The 24,429-nt window shown below is 65.6% G+C and carries 25 protein-coding genes; 8 read left to right on the top strand and 17 right to left on the bottom strand.

Annotated elements, in window-relative coordinates; all coding sequences use genetic code 11:
• Nucleotides 1–6 precede the first annotated feature (6 nt).
• The 3 genes from EYS21_RS11950 to EYS21_RS11940 all read left to right on the top strand — a co-directional run bounded on the left by EYS21_RS11950 (nucleotide 7) and on the right by EYS21_RS11940 (nucleotide 2,645).
• Nucleotides 7–1,185: a hypothetical protein gene (locus tag EYS21_RS11950; RefSeq protein WP_131133425.1), complete on the top strand. Its 1,179-nt coding sequence runs from the start codon at nucleotides 7–9 to the stop codon at nucleotides 1,183–1,185.
• Nucleotides 1,186–1,225: 40 nt separating this feature from the next.
• On the top strand, nucleotides 1,226–2,281 hold the full coding sequence (locus tag EYS21_RS11945) for a zinc-dependent alcohol dehydrogenase family protein (protein ID WP_131133424.1): 1,056 nt from the start codon (nucleotides 1,226–1,228) through the stop codon (nucleotides 2,279–2,281).
• A 160-nt stretch (nucleotides 2,282–2,441) separates the two neighbouring features.
• On the top strand, nucleotides 2,442–2,645 hold the full coding sequence (locus EYS21_RS11940; RefSeq protein ID WP_013599688.1) for a cold-shock protein: 204 nt from the start codon (nucleotides 2,442–2,444) through the stop codon (nucleotides 2,643–2,645).
• Between the two features lie 63 nt (nucleotides 2,646–2,708).
• Here EYS21_RS11940 and EYS21_RS11935 read toward each other — a convergent pair whose 3' ends face one another.
• Complete coding sequence (locus tag EYS21_RS11935) at nucleotides 2,709–3,842, bottom strand: acyl-CoA dehydrogenase family protein (RefSeq protein WP_242633412.1); 1,134 nt, start codon at nucleotides 3,840–3,842, stop codon at nucleotides 2,709–2,711.
• Nucleotides 3,843–4,033: 191 nt separating this feature from the next.
• Between EYS21_RS11935 and EYS21_RS11930 the strand changes: the two genes are divergently transcribed.
• Both EYS21_RS11930 and EYS21_RS11925 read left to right on the top strand, forming a co-directional pair.
• Entirely contained in the window at nucleotides 4,034–5,791 is a 1,758-nt protein-coding gene (locus tag EYS21_RS11930) for an AMP-binding protein (RefSeq protein WP_131133422.1), read from the top strand.
• Between the two features lie 3 nt (nucleotides 5,792–5,794).
• Nucleotides 5,795–6,301 (top strand): MarR family transcriptional regulator, encoded by a 507-nt coding sequence (locus tag EYS21_RS11925; protein ID WP_131133421.1) that lies wholly within the window; start codon nucleotides 5,795–5,797, stop codon nucleotides 6,299–6,301.
• A 25-nt stretch (nucleotides 6,302–6,326) separates the two neighbouring features.
• Here the strand turns inward: EYS21_RS11925 and EYS21_RS11920 are convergent, their stop codons facing one another.
• The 5 genes from EYS21_RS11920 to EYS21_RS11900 all read right to left on the bottom strand — a co-directional run bounded on the left by EYS21_RS11920 (nucleotide 6,327) and on the right by EYS21_RS11900 (nucleotide 11,387).
• Nucleotides 6,327–6,983, bottom strand: a complete 657-nt coding sequence (locus EYS21_RS11920; protein ID WP_131133627.1) for a DedA family protein — start codon at nucleotides 6,981–6,983, stop codon at nucleotides 6,327–6,329.
• A 115-nt stretch (nucleotides 6,984–7,098) separates the two neighbouring features.
• Nucleotides 7,099–7,875, bottom strand: coding sequence for an enoyl-CoA hydratase (locus EYS21_RS11915; protein WP_131133420.1), 777 nt, complete (start codon nucleotides 7,873–7,875; stop codon nucleotides 7,099–7,101).
• Nucleotides 7,872–8,801, bottom strand: coding sequence for a 3-hydroxyisobutyrate dehydrogenase (gene mmsB, locus EYS21_RS11910; protein ID WP_131133419.1), 930 nt, complete (start codon nucleotides 8,799–8,801; stop codon nucleotides 7,872–7,874). The genes EYS21_RS11915 and mmsB overlap by 4 nt, the downstream gene beginning before the upstream one ends.
• Nucleotides 8,794–9,888 (bottom strand): enoyl-CoA hydratase/isomerase family protein, encoded by a 1,095-nt coding sequence (locus tag EYS21_RS11905; RefSeq protein WP_131133418.1) that lies wholly within the window; start codon nucleotides 9,886–9,888, stop codon nucleotides 8,794–8,796. The genes mmsB and EYS21_RS11905 overlap by 8 nt, the downstream gene beginning before the upstream one ends.
• Nucleotides 9,888–11,387: a CoA-acylating methylmalonate-semialdehyde dehydrogenase gene (locus EYS21_RS11900; RefSeq protein ID WP_131133417.1), complete on the bottom strand. Its 1,500-nt coding sequence runs from the start codon at nucleotides 11,385–11,387 to the stop codon at nucleotides 9,888–9,890. The genes EYS21_RS11905 and EYS21_RS11900 overlap by 1 nt, the downstream gene beginning before the upstream one ends.
• Nucleotides 11,388–11,677: 290 nt before the next feature.
• Here EYS21_RS11900 and EYS21_RS11895 point away from each other — a divergent pair, with 290 nt between their 5' ends.
• Entirely contained in the window at nucleotides 11,678–12,484 is an 807-nt protein-coding gene (locus EYS21_RS11895) for an exodeoxyribonuclease III (protein ID WP_131133416.1), read from the top strand.
• A gap of 34 nt (nucleotides 12,485–12,518) precedes the next feature.
• Complete coding sequence (locus EYS21_RS11890; RefSeq protein ID WP_131133415.1) at nucleotides 12,519–13,451, top strand: hypothetical protein; 933 nt, start codon at nucleotides 12,519–12,521, stop codon at nucleotides 13,449–13,451.
• A gap of 23 nt (nucleotides 13,452–13,474) precedes the next feature.
• Here EYS21_RS11890 and EYS21_RS11885 read toward each other — a convergent pair whose 3' ends face one another.
• From EYS21_RS11885 to EYS21_RS11865, 5 genes are all read right to left on the bottom strand, one after another.
• Nucleotides 13,475–14,527, bottom strand: a complete 1,053-nt coding sequence (locus tag EYS21_RS11885) for a LacI family DNA-binding transcriptional regulator (protein ID WP_131133414.1) — start codon at nucleotides 14,525–14,527, stop codon at nucleotides 13,475–13,477.
• Between the two features lie 170 nt (nucleotides 14,528–14,697).
• Entirely contained in the window at nucleotides 14,698–14,949 is a 252-nt protein-coding gene (locus EYS21_RS11880) for a hypothetical protein (protein WP_131133413.1), read from the bottom strand.
• Entirely contained in the window at nucleotides 14,946–15,842 is an 897-nt protein-coding gene (locus tag EYS21_RS11875; protein ID WP_131133412.1) for a carbohydrate ABC transporter permease, read from the bottom strand. The genes EYS21_RS11880 and EYS21_RS11875 overlap by 4 nt, the downstream gene beginning before the upstream one ends.
• Nucleotides 15,839–16,876, bottom strand: a complete 1,038-nt coding sequence (locus EYS21_RS11870) for a sugar ABC transporter permease (RefSeq protein WP_131133411.1) — start codon at nucleotides 16,874–16,876, stop codon at nucleotides 15,839–15,841. The genes EYS21_RS11875 and EYS21_RS11870 overlap by 4 nt, the downstream gene beginning before the upstream one ends.
• Before the next feature lie 7 nt (nucleotides 16,877–16,883).
• Nucleotides 16,884–18,170 (bottom strand): ABC transporter substrate-binding protein, encoded by a 1,287-nt coding sequence (locus tag EYS21_RS11865; protein WP_131133410.1) that lies wholly within the window; start codon nucleotides 18,168–18,170, stop codon nucleotides 16,884–16,886.
• A 126-nt stretch (nucleotides 18,171–18,296) separates the two neighbouring features.
• On the opposite strand from EYS21_RS11865, the gene EYS21_RS11860 reads away from it, so the two are divergent.
• The gene (locus EYS21_RS11860; RefSeq protein WP_131133409.1) at nucleotides 18,297–20,123 is read left to right on the top strand and encodes a glycoside hydrolase family 13 protein; all 1,827 of its coding nucleotides are present in this window, start codon (nucleotides 18,297–18,299) and stop codon (nucleotides 20,121–20,123) included.
• Nucleotides 20,124–20,132: 9 nt separating this feature from the next.
• On the opposite strand, the gene EYS21_RS11855 is transcribed toward EYS21_RS11860, so the two are convergent.
• The 6 genes from EYS21_RS11855 to EYS21_RS11830 form a co-directional block, all read right to left on the bottom strand.
• A complete protein-coding gene (locus tag EYS21_RS11855) occupies nucleotides 20,133–20,744 on the bottom strand; it encodes a hypothetical protein (RefSeq protein ID WP_131133408.1) in 612 nt (203 codons plus the stop codon).
• Complete coding sequence (locus EYS21_RS11850; protein WP_131133407.1) at nucleotides 20,741–21,334, bottom strand: DUF6286 domain-containing protein; 594 nt, start codon at nucleotides 21,332–21,334, stop codon at nucleotides 20,741–20,743. The genes EYS21_RS11855 and EYS21_RS11850 overlap by 4 nt, the downstream gene beginning before the upstream one ends.
• Complete coding sequence (locus tag EYS21_RS11845) at nucleotides 21,331–21,711, bottom strand: hypothetical protein (protein ID WP_131133406.1); 381 nt, start codon at nucleotides 21,709–21,711, stop codon at nucleotides 21,331–21,333. Before EYS21_RS11845 ends, EYS21_RS11850 begins: the two co-directional genes overlap by 4 nt.
• Nucleotides 21,708–21,899: a hypothetical protein gene (locus EYS21_RS11840; protein ID WP_131133405.1), complete on the bottom strand. Its 192-nt coding sequence runs from the start codon at nucleotides 21,897–21,899 to the stop codon at nucleotides 21,708–21,710. Before EYS21_RS11840 ends, EYS21_RS11845 begins: the two co-directional genes overlap by 4 nt.
• Complete coding sequence (locus EYS21_RS11835; protein ID WP_131133404.1) at nucleotides 21,896–22,351, bottom strand: Asp23/Gls24 family envelope stress response protein; 456 nt, start codon at nucleotides 22,349–22,351, stop codon at nucleotides 21,896–21,898. Before EYS21_RS11835 ends, EYS21_RS11840 begins: the two co-directional genes overlap by 4 nt.
• Before the next feature lie 137 nt (nucleotides 22,352–22,488).
• Nucleotides 22,489–24,084 (bottom strand): glycoside hydrolase family 68 protein, encoded by a 1,596-nt coding sequence (locus EYS21_RS11830; protein WP_131133403.1) that lies wholly within the window; start codon nucleotides 24,082–24,084, stop codon nucleotides 22,489–22,491.
• Nucleotides 24,085–24,429 lie beyond the last annotated feature (345 nt).

Below are 24,429 nucleotides of genomic sequence, written 5' to 3'. Positions count from 1 at the left end.
CAACCCATGCGGAGCGCTACAGGCTACCTCTATCCATGGGACGTCCTCGGGGACCCTGACGCGGCCGCCTGCATCAGGGCAACGGGAGTCAGCCGGGTCGCGTTGGCTGCGGCGTACCACTCGGTGCGCGCAGCCACGCCCCGGCATCCGGAACGCCGGGTCGTGGACGCCCGGTCCGCAGCCCTCTACGTGCCGGCAGGCAATGCCTGGAACGGCCAGTCACTGACTCCGGCGGATGCTGCGGAATGGACGGGAACCGATGACTCCTTCTCCGCGGCGGCCGCCGTTATCCGCAGCACGGGGCTTCCCGTCGATGCCTGGACGGTCCTGACGCATTCAAGTGCGCTCGGGACGGGGCTGCCTGAGTTCAGCGTGCGGAACGCCTTCGGAGAAACATACCGCCACGCCCTGTGCCCTTCGCATCCGGAAGTACGCAGGTACGCCGCCACGCTGGTGGCACAAGTACTGCAGCGCGGCCGGCCCGACGGGTTGGTCCTTGAAGCGGCGGGCCCTCTCGGCTTCGGCCACCAGAACCAGCATGAGAAAACCGACGGGGCCGAGTATTCCCCCTGGGTGCAGGCGCTCCTGTCCTTGTGCTTCTGCGCGGCCTGCTGTTCCGCCTACGACGCGCGCGGAATGGCGTCGGGGCCACTACGGAACCGGGTACGGCAGGAAATTCTGCGGGCGGACGATCCACACACCACGCCGGAAACGGCGTCCGGCGCCCAGGAATTCCTGCCGCTGCTGGACACCAGATGGAGCGCGACGGCGGCCCTGCTGGATGCGTGCCTGGCGGTGGTTGCGGACTCCGGAACCACGCCCAGGATTTCGATCCATGCCTCGCCTGATCCGTGGTCCACGGGGCCGTTCGCTCCGGTGGAAGCACTCCGCCGCAGCCAACTGTGGCCGCGCATGGGCGAGGTCACCGCCGTCGTTCCCTGTTGGGGAGACACGGCCCAGGGAGCCGCCACCGTCTCGGCGATGCGGGCGGCGGCGCCGGAGGCGCGGGTGGGCTCGTACGTGCTGTTATTGCCGCCGAAAGCTGCCGACGCCGGCTCTATGGCACGGGAGTGGGCCGCTCTCCTCGAAGCCGGTAGCAGCGAACTCCACCTGTACCACCTGGGACTGGCCTCCACCCGCCGCCTCGACGCGGCTGCCGGCGCCTTGGCGGCCTGCCGGGGCTAGACTCGGTATTCCCCTTCGTCCATGCCCGACAGGAGCAGTTATGCGTGCCACGATCATCCACGGCCCCGGCGATATCAGGGTGGAAGACCGCGACTATCCAACGGTCCAGCTGCCCACCGATGCGGTGGTCAGGGTGACGGCATCATGCGTCTGCGGCTCGGACCTCTGGCCCTACCGCGGCGTCAAGCCCACCCGCCGTCCCACCGCCATCGGCCACGAGTTCATCGGCGTTGTGGAGAGCACCGGCGCCGAAGTCATGGAGCTGACGGCGGGCGACTTCGTCATTGCACCGTTTGTGGTCAGCTGCGGCGAATGCCCGCAGTGCCGCAACGGCGTCACCGTGGCGTGCGCCCGGCTGGCCGGCTGGGGCGGCCGGGACGACTCCGGGGTGAAGATCGACGGCGGCCAGGGCGAGGCAGTGCGCGTTCCGCTGGCTGAGTCCACCCTGGTCAAGGTTCCGCTCACCGGGGAGCCTGACGACGCCCTCCGAAAGAACCTGCTCACCCTGTCCGACGTCATGGCCACCGGCCACCACGCCGCCCTCTCCGCCCAGGTCTCCCCCGGCCGCACCGTTGTGGTGGTCGGCGACGGCGCGGTGGGGCTCTGCGGCGTGCTGGCGGCCAAGCGGCTGGGCGCCGAGCGGATCATTGCCATGTCCCGGCACGCCGACCGGCAGGCCATCGCCCGCGAATTCGGCGCCACGGACATCGTGGAAGAACGCGGAGACGACGGCGTGGCGAAGGTCCGCGAACTCCTGGGCGGGGTGCTCGCCGACTCGGTCCTCGAATGCGTCGGGACGAAGGAATCCATGGAACAGGCCCTGCACTCGGTCCGCCCCGGCGGCGCCCTGGGCTTCGTGGGGGTTCCCACTGGCGGCGCCGAAATACCGCTGCGCTACCTGTTCGACAAAAACATCACAGTGTCCGGCGGCATGGCGCCCGCCCGCACCTACATCCCCGAGCTGCTCGACGACGTGCTGGCCGGCCGCATCAATCCCGGCCGGGTGTTCGACGTCGAAATGCCCCTTGAGGAAGCGGCAGAAGCGTACAAAGCGATGGATGAACGCCGGGCCATCAAGGTGCTGCTTAAGCCTTAACATCTATTTCCGGCAGGTTACAGCTTGAATAGTTGATGACGGCAGCTATTGCACGCCCACCGTCCGCCCCCTAGGTTTGAGACAGCGGGGGATCATCTCCGCCATCTGCCTGCCGTTGGAGCAGGACCAGAAAAGGGTTACAAAGGAAGTAGCAATAGCAATGGCAACAGGCACAGTTAAATGGTTCAACGCCGAAAAAGGCTTTGGCTTCATCGCTCCGGATGACGGATCCGCTGACGTTTTCGCGCACTACTCGGCAATTGCCAGCAGCGGCTACCGCTCACTGGACGAGAACCAGAAGGTCGAATTCGATGTGACCCAGGGTCCGAAGGGCCCGCAGGCAGAGAACATCCGCCCGCTGTAACGTCTCAAGGGAACTCCCCCATTGGTGCTTTTCGCACTGGCGGGGGAGTTTTCGCGTTTGCAATTAAACGAAGGCGGACATTCCGGTGACGCCGCGGCCCACAATCAGTGAATTGATTTCGTAGCTGCCCTCATAGGTGTACAGGACTTCCGCGTCGCCGAAGAGTTTCCCCATCTCGAAATCCGTGCTGATGCCGTTGCCGCCCAGGATGGAGCGGCCCATCGCCACGGACGCGCGCGCCAGCCGGGTGCTAGTGGACTTGGCCATGGCGGCCTGCACCATTTCCAGTTTGCCATCCTCCTGGATCCGGGCCAGCTGGGCCATGAGCGCCAGCGATGCGGAGGCGTTGCCCAGGATTTCGGCGAGCTGCTGCTGGATCAGCTGGAAACGTGCCAGCTCCCTGCCGAACTGTTTCCGGTGCACGGAGTACGAACGGGCGACGTCGAAGGCCGCCAGCTGGATGCCGGCACCTTGCCAGCCCACCCAGGCGCGTGAGTCCCGCAGGAGATCGTTGGCTTTGGAGAAGTCGGTGGCGCCCGGCAGCATGTTGGACTCCGGAATCCGCACGTTGTCCAGGACGATGTCCGCGTTCTGCATGATCCGCAGGCCGATCTTGTTGGAGATCTTCGTGGCCGAGTAACCGGGCCGGTCCGTCTCAACTATGAAGCCCTTGATCTGCCCGTCCGCGTCGTCCCGTGCCCAGACCAGCGCAAAGTCGGCAATGGTTCCGGCACCGATCCAGCGTTTGGCGCCGTTGATCACCCAATCGCCGCCCTCCAGACGGGCAGTCGTGGCCAGGCCGCCCGCGATATCCGAGCCATGGTCCGGCTCGGTCAGGGCAAACGCGCCAAGCTGGGCAAAGGAGGTCAGCCCGGGCAGCCAGCGTTCTTTCTGCTCCGGAGAACCGAGTTCATGGATCATTCCCACGATCAGCTCGTTGTGGATGCCCACCAGCGCCGAAAGGGACACATCGGCCCGGGCCACTTCCACGTACATCAGGCCCTTGAAGAGCTTGGAGCTGCCGTCCGTCTGCAGCCCGCCCAGGCCATGCTTGCCCATTTCCGCCAGGAGGCCGAACGGGAATTCCTCGCGGTTCCAGTAGTCGATCGAGGCCTGCCGGACGGAGGCCTGCAGAAACTCCCGGATCTCCAGGTAGCGGTCCTTCTCGTGCCCCGGCAGCAGGTCCACGATGTACATCAGGTCCGCCTCCGGAAATGGCAGCGTGGCTGCCGGTGCCGCCGGGGCTGCGGTCACGGCGTCTTCATCACGTCGTTGTGGCGGCACGGGCATACGGTGTCCCTTCGCTCTTCCAAACCCTTGGATGTCCTAGTATATTGCACAGAGTTGGATAACCAGTGATGCGCATCACTTGTTGAAAGGGCGCCACCATGACAGTCACCGACGACTTCCGCGCAGCACGCGACCGCCTGCTGGCCCTCCGTTCCGACTACGGCCAGGCCCGGGAGGAGTTCCGGTGGCCACGGTTCGAGGAATTCAACTTCGCCCTGGACTGGTTCGACCAGATCGCCGCCGACCCCGCCCGGGGAGACAAGCCTGCCCTGGTGATCGTGGAGCAGGACGGCTCAGCAACCCGCCGCAGCTTCGCGGACCTGGCCGCCCGTTCCAGCCAGGTGGCCAACTGGCTTAGGAGCCAGGGCGTCCGCCGCGGCGACCGCATGATCATCATGCTGGGCAACCAGGTGGAGCTGTGGGAGCTGATGCTGGCCGGCATCAAGCTGGGGATTGTCCTGATCCCCACCACCACCCTCATGGGTCCGGCGGACCTGGTGGACCGGGTGGAGCGCGGCGAGGCAGGCTGGGCCGCCGTCGGGAGTTCCAACATCGGCAAGTTCGCCGGCGTACCCGGCGATTACCGGCTCATCGAAATCGCCGACGGCGGCACTTCCGGCAGTCCCGAAGCAGCCAATCCCGACGCCCTCCAGTACGCGGGCGCGACGACGGCGGCAACCACCTTTGCCGCGGACGCCCCCACCGCCGCGGACGAGACGCTGCTGCTTTACTTCACCTCCGGCACCACGTCCAAGGCCAAACTCGTGGAGCACACCCACACGTCCTACCCCGTGGGCCACCTGTCCACGATGTTCTGGATCGGGCTGGAACCAGGGGACGTGCACCTGAACGTCGCCTCGCCCGGCTGGGCCAAGCACGCCTGGTCCAACGTTTTCACGCCGTGGATCGCCGAAGCCTGCGTCTTTATCTACAACTATGAACGATTCGATGCCCGTGCACTGATGGAACAGATGGACCGCGAAAACGTGACCAGCTTCTGCGCCCCGCCCACTGTCTGGCGCATGCTCATCCAGGCCGACCTGACCCTTTTGAAGACCCCGCCTACCAAGGTGGTCTCCGCCGGTGAGCCGCTCAACGCCGAGGTGATCGGGCAGGTGCAGCGCGCCTGGAAGCAGATCATCCGCGACGGCTTCGGCCAGACCGAAACCACCGTCCAGGTCGCCAACACCCCGGGCCAGCCGGTCAAGATCGGCGCGATGGGCCAGCCGCTTCCCGGCTACGACGTGGTGCTGGTGGACCCGAACACCGGGAAAGAGACGGACGACGGCGAGCTCTGCCTCCGCCTGGATCCCCGGCCCGCGGGGCTGATGAAGTCCTACTACGGGGATGCGGAAAGGACCGCCGAGGCGTTCCGTGGCGGCTACTACCACACGGGTGACATGGCCAGCAGAGATGAGCGCGGCATCATCACCTACGTGGGCCGCGACGACGACGTCTTCAAATCCTCCGACTACCGGCTCTCCCCGTTCGAGCTTGAGAGTGTGCTGATCGAACATCCGGCCGTTGCTGAAGCAGCCGTTGTACCCTCCCCCGATGCCCTGAAACTGTCCGTCCCCAAGGCCTACGTGGTGCTGGCCGCCGGGCATGAACCCGGGCCTGAACTGGCCGAGGACATCCTCCGGTACTGCCGCGACCACCTGGCCCCGTTCAAGCGCATCAGGCGGCTGGAATTCGCGGCCCTGCCAAAGACCATCTCCGGCAAGATCCGCCGGGTGGAACTGCGGCACAACGAGGAACTGCGGCACGGCGGGGACCTGGACCCCGGCGGTGCCGCGCTCCCCGAAGGAGCCGGAATCGAGTATTCAGAAGCCGATTTCCCCGGTTTGAAGGGCTGAGGGATGGGCGCACCGCTGCCCCGCGATCCCATCGCCGACGCCCAGCACAACTGGGAGGAGCGTGGCTGGTCTGACGTCGCCGCGCCCATGGCGGCCATTACGGCCATCATGCGGACCCAGCAGATCCTGCTGGCCCGGATCGAAAGCGTCCTGAAACCGTTCGGACTGACGTTTGCCCGCTACGAACTGCTTGCCCTGCTCAGCTTCGCCCGCAGCGGGGCGCTGCCCATGAACAAGGCCAGCGCACTGCTCCAGGTCCATCCCACCTCCGTGACCAACGCCGTCGACCGGCTGGAAAGAGCCGGGCTGGTAGCCCGCTCGCCGCATCCAACGGACGGCCGCACCACCCTGATCGAGCTCACGTCGGAGGGCCGCACCGTGGCGAAGCGCGCGACGGCGGTACTGAACTCCGAGGTGTTTGGCCAGTCGGGTTTCGAATCGGCAGATGTGGATCAGCTCATCCGGATCCTGGGCAGCTTCCGCCGGAACGCCGGCGACTTCACGGACTGATGGCGTCCCTTTAGGCTTAGCGTCCTTAGGACCTGGCGTTCTTGCTGCGCCGGACACTCCTGACGACGAGCCACACCACCATCAGCCCCAGCGCGGCGTACACGGCGTAGTTGAGGAACCGTGAATACTGTTCGATCACCTGGTACTGCGAACCAACCGCATAGCCCAGGCCGATGAGGGCGCCGTTCCACAGCCCGCTCCCCGCGAGCGTATAGAGGCTGAACGTGGCCAGGTGCATGCTGGACGCACCGGCGGGCAGTGAAATGAGGCTCCGCACGCCGGGGAGCAGCCGGCCAAAGAAGATCGAGGACCGGCCGTGGCGGCGGAACCAGTCCGCGGCGTTGTCAAAATCCTCCCGGTCCACCAAGGGAAGCTTCGACAGGCCACGAATGGACCGCTCGAGTCCGAGTTTGGCCCCGAGCCAATACAGCAGGAGGGCACCGGCGTAGGCACCCATCGTGCTGGTGATGAAGACAAGCAGCAGGTTCAGGGATCCCTGTTTGGCCAGGTACCCGGCCAGCGGGAGGATCACCTCGCTGGGAATGGGCGGAAGGACAGTTTCTGCCAGGGTGAAGAGGCCCACGCCCCATTCGCCGAGGCTTTCGATGCCCCTCGCCGCGAAGCCCACCAGGCCGCCCAGGTTGTCCGTCGAGCCTGCGGAAGCGACGCCTGTTCCCCACATCACCATTCCCCGTTCCACTACACAGCCAGATGTCCGTTCCGGTTTCCCGGCTCCTACGAGTCTAGGAGGAACGGGGCATGGCCCTTCAATCAGGTAAATGGTTCAGTCGATGGGGTCAGCGGTGGCTGAACTCCGGCTGGCGCTTCTCCGTAAAGGCGGCCATGCCTTCCTTCTGGTCCTCGCTGGCGAAGAGCGAGTGGAAGATCCGTCGTTCAAACAGGACACCCTGGGCCAGGCCGGTCTCAAAGGCGGCGTTCACGGCTTCCTTCGCCAGCATGGCCACCGGCTTGGACTTGGACGCGATGATCTCGGCGGCTTTCAACGACTCCTCCACGACGTCCTCCGCGGGCACTACGCGCGAGATGAGCCCTGAGCGTTCGGCCTCTTCGGCGCCGATGAAGCGTCCGGTGAGGATCATGTCCATGGCTTTTGCCTTGCCAACTGCACGGGTCAGCCGCTGGGAGCCACCCATGCCCGGCAGCACGCCGAGGTTGATCTCCGGCTGGCCGAACTTGGCGTTGTCACCGGCGATGATGAGGTCGCACATCATCGCCAGTTCGCAGCCGCCGCCCAGCGCGAAGCCGGACACCGCAGCGATGGTGGGGATGCGGAGCCTGGTGAAGTCCTCCCAGCCGCGGAACCAGTCGGCCGCGAACATGTCCATAAAGCCCTGCGACGCCATTTCCTTGATGTCCGCGCCGGCGGCGAACGCCTTGCCGGAGCCCGTGATGACCACCGCTCCGACGCCCGGGTCTGCGTCCATGGCGGTGACTGCTGCCACGAGCTGCTCCATGGTGGCCTTGTCCAGGGCGTTGAGGGCCTCCGGCCGGTTGAGCGTGACCAGGCCAACCCGGCCACGCTGTTCCACCAGGATGTTCGTGTACTCGCTCATGCCTGACTCCCGTCGTTGTGGGACTTGTCCCGGATGTCGGTGATGATCCCGGAGAAGTCCCGGCCTGCGCCGCCTTCAGCGGCAAACGTATCGTAGATTTCGGAGGCGAGCGGGCCCAGCCGGGCCGCCACCCCCGTGCTCTGCAGTGCGTTCAGTGCCAGTTTGAGGTCCTTGGCCATCAGCGCCCCGGCGAAGCCTGGCTGGTAGTCGCGGTTGGCGGGGCTGCTGGGGACCGGCCCGGGAACGGGGCAGTTGGTGGTCAGCGCCCAGCACTGTCCGGAGGCGGCGGAGGCGACGTCGAACAGCGCCTGGTGCGTCAGGCCCAGCTTCTCGCCCAGCACAAAAGCCTCACTCACGGCGATCATGGAGACCCCCAGGATGAGGTTGTTGCAGATCTTCGCGGCCTGGCCACCGCCGTGCCCGCCGCAGTGAACTACGCGCTTGCCCATCACTTCGAGCAGCGGCCGCACGGCGTCGAAGTCCTCCGCTTCGCCGCCCACCATGAACGTAAGGGTGCCGGCCTCCGCGCCCACCACGCCGCCGGAGACCGGGGCGTCCACGGAGCGGTGGCCCGCCGCGACGGCCAGCGCTGCGGCTTCCCGGGCCTCGTCGACGTTGATGGTGGAGCAGTCCAGGAACATGGTTCCCGGGGCGGCTGCCGCCAGCAGTCCGGGCGCACCGTCCGTCCCGCGGTAGGCGTCAAGCACGTGCTGGCCGCTGGGGAACATGGTGAGCACCACCCCGGCGCCGGTCACGGACTCGGCAGGGCTGGCCGCGATGGGCACGCCGTGCGCCTTTGCCGCCTCCAGTGCAGCGGGAACCACATCGAAGCCGGCCACGCTGTAGCCGGCCTTGACCAGATTGATGGCCATGGGCCCGCCCATGTGGCCCAGGCCCAGGAACGCGATGGTGGGTTTCTCAGACATGGTCCGTCTCCTTTGGCTGGCTGAAGGTCTTCGCACCGGCGACCACGCCGCCCAGGCCGAGTTCGCGTTCGCCGAGGGATGCAAAATAGGCCTCGACGTCGGCCTCGCCCACCTCTGCGAGCGTGGCTGGCTGCCACCGCGGATTGCGGTCCTTCTCGACCACCTGCGCCCGGATGCCCTCACGGAAATCGCGGCCGGCCAGGAAGCGCAGCCCCACCCGGTATTCCTGGTCCAGGGCGTCCTCAAGGGACAGCCCCCGGACCCGCCGGAGTGACGCCAGAGCCACCTTCACGGCCGTGGGCGACTTCGATTCGATGGTGTCCGCCGCCGCGGCGGCATCGCCGCCCGCCGCCCGCAGCCGGCGGACAATCTCTTCCGCGTCGTCGCCCGCATAGGCGGCATCAATCCAGTCCCGATGCCCCTCGAGCACCGACGCCGGCGGCTGTTGGGCGAAGCGCCCGACGGCGGCATCCGCCGTCGAGCTCTCCAGCGCTTCCGCCAGTGCGGGGAGACTTCCGGACGGGACGAAGTGGTCGGCAAGTCCCAAAAACAGGGCATCCGCGCCGGTCAGGTGGGCACCCGTCAGCGCGGCATGGGTACCCGTCTCCCCCGGTGCGCGGGACAGCAGCAGCGTCCCGCCGACGTCGGGCACAAAACCAATGGTGGTTTCCGGCATCCCCATCCGCGTCCGCTCAGTGACCACGCGGACCGAGCCGTGGGCAGAAATTCCCACACCGCCGCCGAGCACCAGGCCGTCCATGAAGGCAACATAGGGCTTCGGGTACCCGGCAATGAGCGAATTGAGCCGGTACTCGGCGCTCCAGAAGTCCGGGGCCCGGCCTTCCTCCTTGATCATGTCCTGGTAGATGGCAACGATGTCCCCGCCGGCGCACAGCCCGCGGTCCCCGGCGCCGCGCACCAGGACGGTGGCCACGGCGTCTTCATCGGCCCAGGCCGTGAGTTGCTCCAGCATGGCCGAGACCATGCCGAGCGTGAGGGCGTTGACAGCCTTCGGCCGGTTCAGCGTGATCAGGCCCAGCTGCCCACGCCGCTCGAACAGCACCTCTGGCAGTTCCTGCTCCCCCATCAGCTTCCCGCCGGCATCACAAAGCTGGCGCCCTGGCGGATCCCGGAGGGCCAGCGCGTGGTGACCGTTTTGGTCTTGGTGTAGAAGCGGAAGGCATCGGCGCCGTGTTGGTTCAGGTCGCCGAAGCCGGAGGCCTTCCAGCCGCCGAAGGTGTAGTACGCGATCGGTACCGGGATGGGGACATTGATGCCCACCATGCCCACTTCCACGCGGCTGGCGAAGTCCCGGGCGGCGTCTCCGTCGCGGGTGAAGATCGCGACGCCGTTCCCGAACTCATGCTCGGAGCACAGCCGGAGGGCCTCGTCGTAGTCGGCGGCACGCAGGACGCTCAGGACCGGGCCGAAGATCTCTTCCTTGTAGATCTTCATGTCCTTGGTGACGTGGTCAAAGAGCGTGGGACCCACCCAGAAGCCGCCGTCGTAGCCTTCAACGGTGAGGCCTCGCCCGTCTACGAGGAGCGTCGCCCCCTCGTCCTCACCTGCCTGGATGTAGCCCTCGATCCGTTCCTTGGCACTGGCCGCCACGACCGGGCCGAAGTCCGAATCCTTGGCCAGGCTGTGGCCCACCTTGAGCCCCTTGATGCGGTCCTGGAGTTTCCCCACCAGCCGGTCGGCGGTTTCCTCGCCGACCGGCACAGCCACGGAAATGGCCATGCAGCGCTCACCGGCGGAGCCATAGCCGGCCCCGATCAGGGCGTCGGCGGCCATGTCCAGGTCCGCGTCCGGCATGATCACCATGTGGTTCTTGGCGCCGCCGAAACATTGGGCGCGTTTACCGTGGGCGGCCGCAGTGGCGTAGATGTACTGGGCGATGGGGGTTGAGCCCACGAAACCGATGGCCTTCACCCGCGGATCCTCCAGCAGGGCGTCAACGGCTACCTTGTCGCCGTTCACCACATTGAAGACACCATCCGGGACGCCCGCTTCGGAGTACAGCTCGGCCAGGCGCAGCGGCACCGAGGGGTCCCGCTCGGAGGGCTTGAGGATGAAGGCGTTGCCCGCGGCAAGGGCCGGCCCGGATTTCCACAGCGGAATCATCGCCGGGAAGTTGAAGGGCGTGATGCCCGCAACCACGCCGAGGGGCTGGCGAAGTGAGTGGACGTCGATGCCTGCACCGGCGTCGTCGGAGAATTCACCCTTCAGCAGGTGCGGGGCACCCGCCGCGAACTCCACCACTTCGATCCCGCGCTGGATGTCGCCCTTGGAATCCGCGAAGGTCTTGCCGTGTTCGGAGGAGAGCAGGGTGGCGAGCTCATCCATGTTCTGGTTGACCAGGTCGACGAACTTCAGCAGGATCCGGCCGCGGCGCTGCGGGTTCATGGCTCCCCACTCCAGCTGGGCCTTCTCCGCCGCGGCCACCACGTTCTGGACTTCCTCGCGGCTGGCCAGCGGCAGGCGCGACTGGACCTCGCCCGTGCAGGGATCAAAAACGTCGCTGTAACGGCCGGACGTCCCGCCAATTCTTTGGCCGGACATGTAATGGGATAGTTCGCGCACCATGGCTGAATGCTCCTTCGCATGTGATCCAGGTCATCTCTGCAAGCGAATATACTCGGACTTCCTACTAAATTCCAGAGTGCCATGGCCCCGCTGCCGCCACCGTCGTCGCATGCTTACGTGCCGCCGTCGTGGGGCACTTTGACCTGCATCCGGGCCGTGAAAGCACGTTCCGACGGCGTGTCCGCGCCATTGTGCCCCGTTCCTGCGGGCGCCGGCCGGGAGCCAGTCACGGATCCGGCTCCGCGGCCGCGGGGGCTATGCCGGGCGCCCAAGTTCGGTAAGTTAGGAACGTGAAGATTGCTACCTGGAATGTAAACTCGCTCCGTGCCCGTGCCGACCGTGTGGAGGCCTGGCTGCAGCGCAGTGACTGTGATGTCCTGGCCATACAGGAAACCAAGTGCAAGGACGAGAATTTCCCCTGGGAACTCTTCGAGCGGATGGGCTACGAGGTGGCCCACTTCGGCGTGAACCAGTGGAACGGCGTGGCCATCGCGTCCCGGGTGGGCCTTGAGGATGTGGAGCGGACGTTCCTGGACCAGCCCGTGTTCGGCAAGGAGGGCAAAGACCCCGTCCAGGAAGCCCGCGCCATGGCCGCCACCTGCGGCGGCGTCCGGATCTGGAGCCTCTACGTCCCCAACGGCCGGTCGCTCGACGACGAACACATGCCGTACAAGATCAAATGGCTTGAATCCCTGAAGACCCACGCCCACAGCCTGGTCACCGCCGACCCGAACGCCCAGGTGGCCCTCATGGGCGACTGGAACATTGCACCGTTCGACGACGACGTCTGGGACATCGACCTGTTCGTCAACAACAACTACACCCACGTCAGCCCACCGGAACGCGCCGCGTTCCATGCCTTTGAAGAGGCCGGGTTCAAGGACCTGGCACGCGAGTACACACCCGGCCCCGGCGTCTACACCTACTGGGATTACACCCAGCTGCGCTTCCCCAAGAAGGAAGGCATGCGCATCGACTTCGTACTCGGCTCCCCTGCCCTCGCAGCCCGGGTGACCGGCGCATCGATCGACCGCGAGGAACGTAAAGGCAAGGGCGCCTCGGACCACGCGCCGGTGCTGGTGGATCTGGCAGACTGATGCTTCAACCCTGGACCGCCGAAAGGGGGAAACGATGACCGGAAACCTCTACCGTGGCCAGGCCGGCCTGCCGTTTTCCTCCACGCTGCGTGTCTATGAACCGCTGGACGCCTTTCCCGAGGACCAGCGTGAAGCCATCCGGACGGCCGGTGCCCGCACCGCCTCACGGGCGGCCGTGGAAAACGCCGAACTGCTCGCCTCCCTGGGCCGTATCACCCGGGCCGGCGGCGATCCGTTTCCCACCGGCCGCACCGACCTGGTCCGGGTCACCACCACTCCCGGCGTTCCGGGACCTGCGTTGCCCGAAGATGCTCCGGCAGCTGGAACGTCCGACGGCGGCGCTGACGCCGGCGCGGGTGCCGCCGCGGCTCCGGTCCTGCTGTACTGCCCCAGCCAGCTGGTGCTGCGGGCCGGACTGGCAGCCAACGCGCTGATGGAGGGAATCCACGGCCCTCTCGCTGAAATGCTGATTCCGGAAGAACAGCGGGATAAACACCAGGAACGCATCGACCTCGTCAAGGCCCGGGACGGATCCATCCGGGTCCATACCCGCGCCTCCACATGGGGCATTCCGTTCAGCTGGTTCTCGCTGTTTATGGAAGGTGACCGCAAGGACGTGGTGGAATCCGGCGGCCGGATCCTCACCGTCCGCGTCTGGACGCCCATCACGGAGGCCATGGAACGGGCGCGGTACGCCGTGGCCAACCTGGCCTTGGCGGCGCCGGACCTGGACATGCTGGACGACCTCGCCCAGCTCACCGAGTGGCTGGAGCTGTTCCACGTCAATTCCATGGTGGAGCTGGATTACGGAGCCGTCGCGGACAAGGTGTACCCGGACGAGTCACCAATGGACATCCGGCTGGGCATCGAGTGCCTGGCCGAGGGGGACATGACCGGCGCCGCGGCGGCTTACCGCCGGCTGGCCTCCCGCTGGATCCCCATCAGGCAACTGGCCCGGGCTTCCTAGGTTCACACCCGGCGCGGGCCGTCTTAGGCGCGTGGCGGCGCCGTCGTCCTCCGGATGATGAGTTCGTGAGGCGCGACGGCGGAGCGCACCGCCCCGGTAGCGCCGTCGAGTTCGTCCAGCAGCATTTTGGTGGCGAGCTCCGCCTGCTCGTCCGGACGCTGGCCCACCGTGGTCAGGCCCATTGCGTCGGCGAAATCATGGTTGTCGATTCCCACCACGGAAAGCTCCTCCGGGACGCGGACCCCCAGCCGGGATGCTTCAAAGATGACGCCCATGGCCATTTCGTCGGAGGCGCAAAAGACGGCGGTGGGTTTGTCTCCCGGGCGGGCCCAGAGCCGGCGGAATGCCTCCTGCCCGCTCCGGACCGTGAAATCGCCCCATTCATCCCATTCCGGGCGGGTGGGCAGGCCCGCGCCCTGCATGACGTCTTTGAAGGCGAGGATGCGGACCCGGGGGACGTCAAAGTTCAGGTCGGTTTCATCATCGCCATGGATCAGGGCGATGTCGCGGTGCCCCAGGTCAATCAGGTGCCGGACGGCGGTGGATGCGGCGGCGTAGTCATCGATGCCTATGTAGGCGCATTCCTCAACATGGCCGCCCACCACCACCAGGGGGATGTCGATCTTTTGCAGATGGTCGAGCTCGTCATGGGTGAGGGCCATACACAGCACCAGCAGCGCATCGATCTGCTTATAGACCATGGTCTTGCTGAAGAGCCGCTCCCGGTTGCTGCCGTGGCCGCCCAGGTTGAACAGCGAAAGGTTGTAATTGCGGGCGTGGAGCTCCCGGTCGGCACCCTCGATGGCCTTGGAAAAGAACCACCGGCTCACAAACGGTGCCAGCACACCAATGGTCTTGGTACGGCCGGTGGCCAGCCCTGATGCTGAGGAGGAAGCGACATATCCCAGCTGGCCAGCGACCTCGAGGATCTTTTCCCGTGTGGCCGGCGACACCCGCGGCAGTCCGCGAACCGCCCTCGAGACAGTGGCCGTGGAAACTCCCGCAGCGGCCGCTACATCCTCAATGCTGACGCCGCTGTGGCCGCCCCGTTGGGACCTTTCAGATGTGCGTGCCACGGTGTCCCCTTATGTACTCCCTGCAGGCGTCCGCCCTGCTCCAGTGCGATCCCCCCACGCCATAGTATTTTGAGCCGGGTCCCGCTTCGCAGTGTTACCTGCCCAGTGTCAGTGTGGGCAGTGTTACACCGCGAAGCGGGTAGTCACTCGGCCGGACCATCTCCGGAGTGCTACCTCCGTTCGGGCAGCCGCTTTCGCAGCCGCACCATTCCGTAGATCGCAAGGAGCGTGGCCAGCAGGCCCAGCGCCCACCAGAGGGCGGGCTGCCCTGTCACTTCCATCCAGACAGTGACCACAACCAGGACCACGGCCCAGAAACCCAGGAATCCGATGATGATGTCAAAGTCCTCGCCGGAGCGTGCCAGCCGGCGTCCGTTTCCCGCCCCTTTGGACTTCCCGGGGCGGGAAACGCCGTCCGTCACTTGACCGCACCTGCCGTCAGGCCGGCAACGATCTTGCGCTGGAAGACCAGTACCAGGATCACCAAAGGAATGGTGACGATGGTGCCTGCGGCCATAATGGCCGTGTACGGGATCTGGTTGGGCTGTGCACCCGCGAAGCTCGCGATGGCGACCGTCACGGGCTGCGTGGCGTCACTGGACAGCTGGCTGGCGATCAGGAACTCGTTCCAGGACGAGATGAACGCCAGGATCGCCGTGGTGAAGATGGCCGGTGCGGCCAAGGGCATGATGACCTTGCGGAAGGCCTGGCCCTGGGTACACCCATCCACGCGCGCCGATTCCTCCAGCTCCCACGGCATTTCGCGGAAGAAGGACGTCAGCGTGTAGACGGTCAGCGGCAGCACAAACGAGATACTCGGGATGATCAGCGCCTGGTACGTGCCCATCCAGCCGATGTTGGTGAACAGCTGGAAGAGCGGGGTGATCAGGGCGACGCCGGGGAACATGGAAGCCCCCAGGATGAAGCCCAGCACCAGGAACTTGAACCGGAAATTCAGCCGCGCCAGTGCGTAAGCGGCAAACACGCCGATCAGCAGGGACACCGCCGTGACAACAACACCGATGAAAATGCTGTTCAGCAGGGCCTGGCCGAACCTGTTGCCGAACGAGGTGTCGAACGCGGTGGCGAAATTGTCCAGCGTGACATGGGTTGGCAGGATCGAGGTGTCGTAGGTAAAGCCCACCTCGCGGAACGCCGTCACCACCATCCAATAGGCAGGAGCGAGGCACCAGATGAGGATGACTGCTGCACTGATGTACGTGCGGCCCTGGGCCCACTTCTCCCTGTTCTGGGCGGTCTTGCGCCCCTTGTCCTGCCTGGCCCGCAGGTCGGTGGCTGCTGTTGACGTGCTCATTTCTTCCCCTTACCGGTGGCGCCGCTTTGCTCCACAACATTCGCGCCCAGGAACCGTACGAAGATGAAAGCGACCAAGAAGATGATGATGAAGGTGATCGTGGACAGCGCCGCGGCCGCGTTGAACCCTTGCCTGATCTGGTTGATCACCAGTATGGACAGCGTGGTGGTGTTGTTCGCGCCCTGCGTCAGGATGTACGGGAGGTCGAACATGCGCAGCGCGTCCAGCGTGCGGAACAGGATTGCCACCATCAGCGCCGGCTTGACCAGCGGAAGCGTGATCAGGCGGAACCGCTGCCATGCAGTGGCGCCATCCACCTTGGCCGCTTCGTAGACCTCAGCGGGAATCATCTGCAGGCCCGCGAGGATCAACAGCGCCATGAACGGCGTCGTCTTCCAGGTATCGGCGATGATAACGGCCCATTTGGCGGGCCACTCACTGCCGGTCCAGAGGATACTGGCGTTGAACAGCTTGTTGGCGATGCCTTCGAAGTCGAAGATGAAGAGCCAGAGCTGGGCGGTGACGGCGGTGGGGATGGCCCACGGCACCAGGACAGCGGCCCGGATGAGGCTGCGGCCCTTGAAAGTGCGTGCCATGATCATGGCCATCCAGAAGCCCAGGATGGTCTCAAACGTGACCGTGATGATGGTGAAGATAAACGTGGTGGTTGTGGCCGACCAGAACTGGCCGCCGAGGGTACCTGGGGGGCAAGCAATGGTGCCGCCGCCAGGGGCGGCACACTGCTGGCCTATCCAGTTCACATAGTTTTGAATACCTGCTGGGCCGCCGGCCGTAAACAGGCCGGTGACAGGATCCAGGCCTGCGTCCTTCTGGAAGGACATCACAATGGCGCTGATGATCGGGTACACAATAACGACGCCCAGCGCAATGATGGTCGGAGCGAGCAGCCAGGACGCCCACCTGCCCTGACTCATCAGCTTGTTGTCCTCCCCCACACCCTTGGGTGCGTGGTGGACTTCGGGACCGCCCGACGCCGGCTTTTTGACCGGCGTCGGGCCCAATTCGGTTGCCATGGCTAAGCTACGATCCTGCGCCAGCGGACTCGATGGACTTCTGCATGTCGGAGAGGGCCTGCTCAGCAGACTTCTCGCCCTTCAGCGCAGCGTACGAGTTCTCCTGGATAGCCTGTGTAACGGCCGGGTAGAACGGCGTGACCGGACGCGGAACGGCGTTCTCGATGGAGGTCTTCAGCACCGGAAGGTACGGGAGTTTCGCAACGAGCTCCTTGTCCTCGTAGAGGTCACCAAGCACCGGAGCCAGAGAACCCTGGGTGGCGAAGAACTTCTGCTGCTCCGCGTCGACAAGGAACTTTACGAAGTCCAGGGCAGTTGCCTTGTTCTTCGAGTACACGCTGACTGCTGCACTGTGTCCGCCCAGCGACGATGCACCAGGTCCGTCCTTGCCCGGAAGAGCCGTCATACCCAGCTTGTCCTTGACGACGGATGAGCCTTCAGTGGTGGCAAGGTTGTAAACGTAAGGCCAGTTGCGCAGGAAGAGCAGGTTACCGCTTTGGAAGGCCCGGCGGCTTTCCTCTTCCTGGTAGGTGATGGCTTCCTGCGGGATGTTGCCGTCCTTGTAGGCCTTGATCAGGTTCTCCAGGCCTGCCTTGGCGTCAGCCGTGTTCAGGCTGGGCTTGCCGTCCTTGTCAAGGACGGAGCCGCCAAACGAGTTGATGGCTTCGGACGCGTTCACCGTAAGGCCCTCATACTGCTTGAACTGGCCCGAGTAGCAGCCGATGTTGTTGGCCTTGGCAATGGAGCACATGTCCATCATTTCTGCCCAGGTCTTGGGGGCAGTGGGAACGAGGTCCTTGCGGTAGTAGAGGATGCCGCCGTCGGACGATACCGGCGCGGCATAGAGCGTTCCCTTGTACGAACCCGCATCCACGGTGGGCTTCAGCATGCCTGTGGTGTCAACGGCCATCTTGTCCTTGAGCGGCTGCAGCCATCCCTTGGCCGCAAACTCAGCTGTCCACACAACGTCAACGCTGGCGACGTCGTAGTTGGCGTCCTTGGCCTGGTAATGCTGCACGAGGTCATCGTGCTGCTGGTCGGCCTGGTCGGTCTGTTCCTTGAACGTGACCTTCTCGTTGGGGTGGGCGGCATTCCACTTTTCCACCAGGGGACGGACAACGTTGCTGTTGTCCTTGCCCTGGACGTACGTGATGGGACCGCGGCCGTCGAGGTTGGCCTCGGCATCAGTGCCGCCGCCACCTGTGGTGCCCCCGCCCCCGCCGCCACAGGCGGAGAGCGTTAGGGCCAAGATGCCGGCAGTTGCTGCCGGGAGTAAGAATTTACGGGTTTTCATTGCTTGAGGCTCCTCGCTGAGTGACAAGTAAGTCGACAGTGCGGTTGATGTGGTGACTGTCACACTAGTAACGTTGCGGGAAGAAATGCAAGCGTTTACATCAAAAAGTTACCTGAGAGGAACCAAATGCGCCATCCGCTCGTTCCCACCCCCGCCTTGACGGTAAAGTCCTGGTGGGCCAGTGCCGCCGTCTACCAGATCTATCCCCGGTCGTTCGCAGACGCCAACGGCGACGGGATGGGGGATCTGCCCGGGATTACGGCCCGTTTGCCGTATTTGCAGCAGCTCGGAGTCGACGCGGTCTGGCTGTCGCCCTTCTATAAGTCCCCCCAGGCGGACGGCGGTTACGACGTGGCGGACTACCGCCAGGTGGACCCGCTTTTCGGAACGCTGGCCGATTTCGACGCAATGTTACAAACTGCTCACGGCCTCGGCCTGAAGGTCATCGTGGATCTTGTCCCAAACCACACCTCGGACGAGCACGCATGGTTCCAGGAGGCTCTGGCAGCCCCTCCGGGATCCCCGCAACGGGACCGTTACATGTTCCGGACGGGCAAGGACGAGGTGCCGGGCTCCGGCGATGGCAACCTCGCGCCGAACAACTGGCGGTCCATCTTCGGCGGGCCCGCCTGGAGCAGGGTAACGGAAGCGGATGGAAGGCCCGGCGACTGGTACCTTCACCTGTTCGATACCAAACAGCCTGACCTGAACTGGGACAACGACGAGGTCAAGGAGGAAATGCGCTCCGTCATGCGCTTCTGGCTGGACCGCGGCGTGGACGGTTTCCGCGTGGATGTTGCCCACGGCATGGTCAAGGAAGCCGGCCTGCCGGACTGGGACGGGGTCGCGGCCATGGTGGAGGGTACCGCCGAGCAGGCTCCGGACAACCGGCACACCCCGCCGGGCGATGCCCACGGCGCCCATACGGAGGCGCAGGAGCCGCACCGGGCGGTGTCGCCGCAGTACCCGCCGTCGCCGTTTTTTGACCAGGATGGCGTGCATGACATTTACCGCGACTGGAACCGGGTGCTGGCGGCGTACGAGGGCGACCGGATGATGGTCGCCGAGGCCTGGGTGGAGCCCGCGGAACGGCTTGCCCGGTATGTCCGCAAGGATGAAATGCAGCAGGCCTTCAACTTCGATTTCCTGCTCGCCGGGTGGGATGCGGAGCGCATGGCCGAAGCCATTGACGACTCCCTCCGCGCGGCGGCGTCCGTGGAGGCACCGTCCACGTGGGTGTTGAGCAACCACGACACCGTGCGGCACACCACGCGGTTCGGCTTGAAGGATCCCACCACGTTCCCCAAGGGCATCGGGGCCGGGGACGAGCAGCCGCACGCCCTCCTGGGACTGCAGCGGGCCCGTGCGGCCACCATGCTCTCCTTCGCGCTGCCGGGTTCCGTCTACATCTACCAGGGCGAGGAACTGGGGCTTCCCGAACACACCGGCCTCCCGGATGACGCCCGGCAGGATCCCACCTTCTTCCGCACCAGTGGCGCGGAGATCGGCCGCGACGGCTGCCGCGTGCCGCTTCCGTGGAAGGCAGACGAGCCTGGTTACGGTTTTGCAACGGCCTTCCCGGTCGGCGGGACGCCCGACGCCGGCACCATTGTGCCCGCGGCACCATGGCTGCCCCAGCCGGAGTCCTTCCGGGACCTGGCTGCAGACCGGCAGGACGGCGTCGGGGGTTCCACGCTGGAGCTCTACCGTTCGGCACTGGCGTTCCGCTCCGCCCACGGGCTGGGATCCGGGTCCTTCCAATGGGCGGACGCCCATCAGCCGGAAGCAGGGGTGCTGGCCTTCCGCAATGGCGAGGTGCTGGTGCTGAGCAACCTGGGTGCGGCCGCGGTTCCCGTACCTGAGGGGTTCGCGGTGTCGCTGGCCAGCACTCCGCCGTCGGACGGTCTGATGGCCGGGATTCCGCCGAACTGCACGGTCTACCTGACCCGCTGATTTAGGTGTTCAGCGGACGCGTTCAGCCCGGCTGAACCGCGTCCGCGCACCGGCGCCGATGTGGATCAGCACCGGCGTGCGTATGCCAACCACCGCGTCCAGGGCGTCCACCAGGGTTGCCACCTCCGCCGCGAGGAGGTGCGGGGCGACGCCCTGGCGCGGGAGGAGCCGGACCTTCAGGGCCGGGTTGCCGTTGACCTCGTAGGTTGCAACGGTGGCACCGGCCAGATCCGGACGTTCCGCGAGGGCCTGCTTGAGTGCCTGTTCGGCCACCCCTCCCCCGATCCGGACGTTGCCGGCAACTTCCCCGGCGTCGTCATCTGAAACGAGCTGGTTGGTGCGCCCTTTCCCCTGCTGCGCCACCCAGGCAACCATCAGCCCCATCAGCAGCAGTGTCACAAGGACCACCACGATCCACAGCCAGCTTTCCGGCCGGCCCGGGAACCGGGTGTTGTTGAAGGCCTGGTTAATCCCCTGCCAGACGTCCTCCGACCAGGAATGCCACCACGTGGCGACTGCCGGAACGGTGGCCAGCAGGACCAGGAGCAGTCCAATGGCGAGGAGCTTGATGCCCAGGATCGCCACAAGGATCCGATTGAGCAGGACGGGTGTGCTGGTCACGCGCCAATCACCCCTGCCGATGCCAGGTTGATGCGGACCTCGGGAACCGGGAGCAGGGCCATCTCGCCAAGTTCGCTGTCCACTGCTGCGCGGATGGCTTCCCCATCCACAGGGACGCCGGAGGTGGGACGGACGTTCACAATGACCTGGCGCCGGGAAACCACCACCATGACCTGCTCGGGTGTGACGTTGGCAGCGAGCCGGGCACGCCGTGCCAGGGCGGAAGCGATGACCTCGTCGTCCACCACCACTGCCGGACTGTTCCAGCCGTCGCCCTGGCCGCTGAGCACATGCCGTGCGCGGCGCCCGGGAAGCACTGCGTTCAGAAGGAAGAACAGCCCGATCATTGCCAGCACGGCGCCCATGGCGCCGAGCAGCAACGGCGATATTCCCGAGGGCAGCGCTACGAGCCGTTCCGCCGCAGTCTGCGGTTCGATCAGCCAAGCGGGCTGGCCGATGGCATGGACGGCTGCTTCCAGGAGTCCGTAGGCGCAGGCCACCACAACCAGGACGGCGGCGATCGATGCCACCACCGCGCGGGACGAGTGGGTCTCCCGGTAGAGGATTCGTTGCTTGTCCGGTGCGCTCATTTCACACGCCCTCCTTCGCTGATCCGGGCCCCGCTGATCCGGATGTCCACGCGGCTGAGCCTTGCCCCGCTGAGCGCGGTGACGGTGGCCAGGATCCGTGCTTTCGCAGTGACAGTACGGTCCCAGATGGACCCGCCGAAGGCGGCCACCCTGGCGGCGTCGGCCGCTACGGCCTTCAGCGGCGGGATGTGGATGGGCGCCACGAGGGACAGCGCCAGAAGGCCGTCGTCGTCGGACCAGTCTGCACGGATGTCCTGGGCAGGCACGCCCAGCGCCTCAGCTGCCGCGGCCCTGGCCAGGCTGGTGAGGGCCTGGGTGCTGATGCGGTTATGGCCGGCAAGAACCTGGCCCTGGAGCGTCGATGCAGGCGAGCTCATGACGAGGAGCGCCGGCCGATGATGGCATCCAGGACGCCGCGCAGGTCCAGTTTCCCTTCCGCCGCGCGGCCCAGCAGGGCTCCGATTGCCATAAACAGCAGCGAGACCAGGAAGCCCCACAGCCCGAACTGGAAGGACATAAACGCCACGAACGCTCCCACGGCGATTCCCACAACTGTCAGGTTCACAGGAGGGCCTCCCTTTCTGCGGTGGCCGGACCTGCCGGTTTAACAGGCGGGGCCACATAGACATCGGTGATTTCGACGTTCACTTCAATGACCTGCAGCCCGACGAGCTCTTCAACGGCGCGGTACACGGACGACCGGACCTGGTCTGCCACCGAATGGAGCGGTGCGCCGTAGGTGGCCACCAGGCTGATGTCCACAGCCACCTGGGTTTCGCCCACCTCGGCGTGCACACCTGCTGCGTGGTCGGAACTGCCGACGGCGTCCCGGATGGCGCCGAGGGCACGGGACGGCCCGGAGCCCAGCGAATAGACTCCCGGGACAGCACGGGCGGCGATGCCGGCAACCTTTGCTACGGCAGTCTCAGAGATGACGGTGCGGCCGTGGCCGGGCACCAGGCTTCCGGCGCTGTGTTTTTGGACGCCCGCGTCGGGTTGTGGGTTCTGGTATTCCATCAGGCACTCCCCCTTCTGTTGAACCCAACCCTATCCCCTGCCTGCGTCTTAACGGCAGGAGGCGGGGACGCCCGGTCATGCCGGACATCCCCGCCCCACCTGCGGAAGGTCTTGGATCAGCTTCCGTTAGGTGATGGTCACTTGTAGTGGCCCTCGCCGCCGACGCGGACGTTGGTGGGCAGGTAGCCGAACGGGCCGAGGCCGTCCGTGCCGAAGCTGCGGTCCACCTGGGAAATACCGTTCTGGAAATTGATCTTCACCGTGGGCGAGAGGGATCCGCCGCGGACGCCGTTGACGTTGTCGATGAAGGACTGCACCAGGCCACCGGGCTGCACGTAGTGCGAGTACGCCTGGAACTGGCGGCCGTTCTGGAGCGGGTTGGGGCCCTCCGGAGCGTTGGCCGGCATGTTCAGGTCCGTCGGGGAACCCAGGGCCAATCCGCTGTTGTTCATCGGCTGGTAGTCGGAACGGACGCCGTCGCCGACGAAGCCGTAGACGCCGTCGGGGCCGCGCATGCCTGCCGCGTAGGTGAACTGGTGGCTGATGGTGAACAGGTAGTACTTGTTCTTGCCATTTTCATTCTGGATGAAGATCTGCGGGCGCTCAGTCTGGTCATTGACGCAGTTGGCGGAGAGGATCGGCGGCAGGAAGGACCATTTGGTCAGGTCCTTGTTGTCCGCCACGGCCAGGCCCACGTTGGCGGTCTGGTAGTAGGCGCCGGTGCTGTTGACTTCGTTCAGGTTCTCGGCGTTGGGGTCTCCCGGCTCGTAGCCGAGGTCCTCCTGCTCGCAGCGGTATTCGCCACGGGTGCCGCCGGTGTTTCCTTCGAAGACCATGAAAGTCTTGCCGGGGTGTGCAGGGTCCGCGAACGTGTACGGGTCGCGGAACGCGAAGCCGGGGTTCTGCGCCTTGTTCTGGTACATCTTGCCGTCCGGCTCAAGCAGCTTGGTGTGCTCGAAGCCATCGAACGTGACGCCGTTCTCGTCTGCATGGATCTTGCCCAGGGCCTTGGCGATAGCCGCGTCGGGGGCGATGCCGCCGCCACCCGCGTTCCGCTCGGCCACGTCGTAGAACGTAGTGGCCGTGTAGAACACGTTGACCTGGTTGCCCTGCATCAGGCGGGTGGAACCGGACCACTCGGTGTTGCCGATCGAGGTGTTGTCCAGGAACAGGTGTCCGCCGTAGTTCCACTTGTCCTTCGCCGGGTCGGCGTTGGTCTTGCGGAAGAAGTAGCCGATCCGGGCGTTCCAGTGGCGCTGGTCGAAGCCGTAGCCCGCGTGCCGGTCGGCCACCAGGGAGAAGATGACGTCGTAGCCCTTGTAGCTGATCTGGTTGGCGTTCTCGTCCGTGAGGGACCAGGTGTCCCAGACCCAGACGTCGTCATTCATGGCGGGGAAATCCTCGGGGATCTCCGGCATGGTGACATCCGGGCTCATGGAGTTCTCGCCGGGAGCAACGGTGGAATCGCTCTGCGCCATGATCTGCTTGGCGTCCGCGCGGGTCCACTTGGAAGTGAAGTCCGACGCCGGGTCGTGGGCCTGCTGCGTGTGCTTGGTCGGCAGGGGGAAGCCCGGGGTCGGCGCCGGCATCTGCTCGGCCGCCGGCGGATCCGCCGGCTCGTTGGCCTGTGCTGACGGGATGGCCAGGAAGGCCGAGGCCGCCACGGCTGCCGCCAGCGCTGCGGCGGCAGGGCGCCACCGCAGCATCCGGGGGGTTTGGGGGTGCTTGTGCATTTTTGCTCTTCTCGCGGAGGTGAAACTATTCGTGGAAGACGGGCGTATGCCCTATGGCCTCGAATGCTCCGGCGAGCCCGACAACACCTCAGGCGTCATCGAGGACGCCGTTGTATCGAGGGGAACGGGGCTTGGGTGAGGCCCCGTAGGTGCCACAGGAAGATCGTTATTTCCTGGCCCGCTGTCCACGCTAGGCAGTACCCGGACTGCATTTCAAACCGTGTTTCGCAGCCAAAATCCAGCCTGTCAGACATTTAATGCAAGCGCTTACATTGCCCAAGGCGCGCGCGTGCCATAACGGTTTGGCCGAGTCAAATGTTTCATCCGAAAATCCAATCGTGGGAA

This window comes from Arthrobacter sp. S39 (assembly GCF_004320525.1).
Lineage (GTDB): Bacteria > Actinomycetota > Actinomycetes > Actinomycetales > Micrococcaceae > Arthrobacter.
The sequence above is the reverse complement of the archived record's forward strand: the minus strand, read 5'-3'. Positions and strand labels throughout refer to the sequence as shown.

What these genes read in the sequence shown, in the direction of transcription:
- EYS21_RS11950 (WP_131133425.1), top strand. Translation starts at nt 7, where the DNA reads ATGCGGAGCGCTACAGGCTACCTCTATCCATGGGACGTCCTCGGGGAC.
- EYS21_RS11945 (WP_131133424.1), top strand. Translation starts at nt 1,226, where the DNA reads ATGCGTGCCACGATCATCCACGGCCCCGGCGATATCAGGGTGGAAGAC.
- EYS21_RS11940 (WP_013599688.1), top strand. Translation starts at nt 2,442, where the DNA reads ATGGCAACAGGCACAGTTAAATGGTTCAACGCCGAAAAAGGCTTTGGC.
- EYS21_RS11935 (WP_242633412.1), bottom strand. Translation starts at nt 3,842, where the DNA reads ATGTACATCGTGGACCTGCTGCCGGGGCACGAGAAGGACCGCTACCTG.
- EYS21_RS11930 (WP_131133422.1), top strand. Translation starts at nt 4,034, where the DNA reads ATGACAGTCACCGACGACTTCCGCGCAGCACGCGACCGCCTGCTGGCC.
- EYS21_RS11925 (WP_131133421.1), top strand. Translation starts at nt 5,795, where the DNA reads ATGGGCGCACCGCTGCCCCGCGATCCCATCGCCGACGCCCAGCACAAC.
- EYS21_RS11920 (WP_131133627.1), bottom strand. Translation starts at nt 6,983, where the DNA reads ATGTGGGGAACAGGCGTCGCTTCCGCAGGCTCGACGGACAACCTGGGC.
- EYS21_RS11915 (WP_131133420.1), bottom strand. Translation starts at nt 7,875, where the DNA reads ATGAGCGAGTACACGAACATCCTGGTGGAACAGCGTGGCCGGGTTGGC.
- mmsB (WP_131133419.1), bottom strand. Translation starts at nt 8,801, where the DNA reads ATGTCTGAGAAACCCACCATCGCGTTCCTGGGCCTGGGCCACATGGGC.
- EYS21_RS11905 (WP_131133418.1), bottom strand. Translation starts at nt 9,888, where the DNA reads ATGGGGGAGCAGGAACTGCCAGAGGTGCTGTTCGAGCGGCGTGGGCAG.
- EYS21_RS11900 (WP_131133417.1), bottom strand. Translation starts at nt 11,387, where the DNA reads ATGGTGCGCGAACTATCCCATTACATGTCCGGCCAAAGAATTGGCGGG.
- EYS21_RS11890 (WP_131133415.1), top strand. Translation starts at nt 12,519, where the DNA reads ATGACCGGAAACCTCTACCGTGGCCAGGCCGGCCTGCCGTTTTCCTCC.
- EYS21_RS11875 (WP_131133412.1), bottom strand. Translation starts at nt 15,842, where the DNA reads ATGAGCACGTCAACAGCAGCCACCGACCTGCGGGCCAGGCAGGACAAG.
- EYS21_RS11870 (WP_131133411.1), bottom strand. Translation starts at nt 16,876, where the DNA reads ATGGCAACCGAATTGGGCCCGACGCCGGTCAAAAAGCCGGCGTCGGGC.
- EYS21_RS11865 (WP_131133410.1), bottom strand. Translation starts at nt 18,170, where the DNA reads ATGAAAACCCGTAAATTCTTACTCCCGGCAGCAACTGCCGGCATCTTG.
- EYS21_RS11860 (WP_131133409.1), top strand. Translation starts at nt 18,297, where the DNA reads ATGCGCCATCCGCTCGTTCCCACCCCCGCCTTGACGGTAAAGTCCTGG.
- EYS21_RS11850 (WP_131133407.1), bottom strand. Translation starts at nt 21,334, where the DNA reads ATGAGCGCACCGGACAAGCAACGAATCCTCTACCGGGAGACCCACTCG.
- EYS21_RS11845 (WP_131133406.1), bottom strand. Translation starts at nt 21,711, where the DNA reads ATGAGCTCGCCTGCATCGACGCTCCAGGGCCAGGTTCTTGCCGGCCAT.
- EYS21_RS11835 (WP_131133404.1), bottom strand. Translation starts at nt 22,351, where the DNA reads ATGGAATACCAGAACCCACAACCCGACGCGGGCGTCCAAAAACACAGC.
- EYS21_RS11830 (WP_131133403.1), bottom strand. Translation starts at nt 24,084, where the DNA reads ATGCACAAGCACCCCCAAACCCCCCGGATGCTGCGGTGGCGCCCTGCC.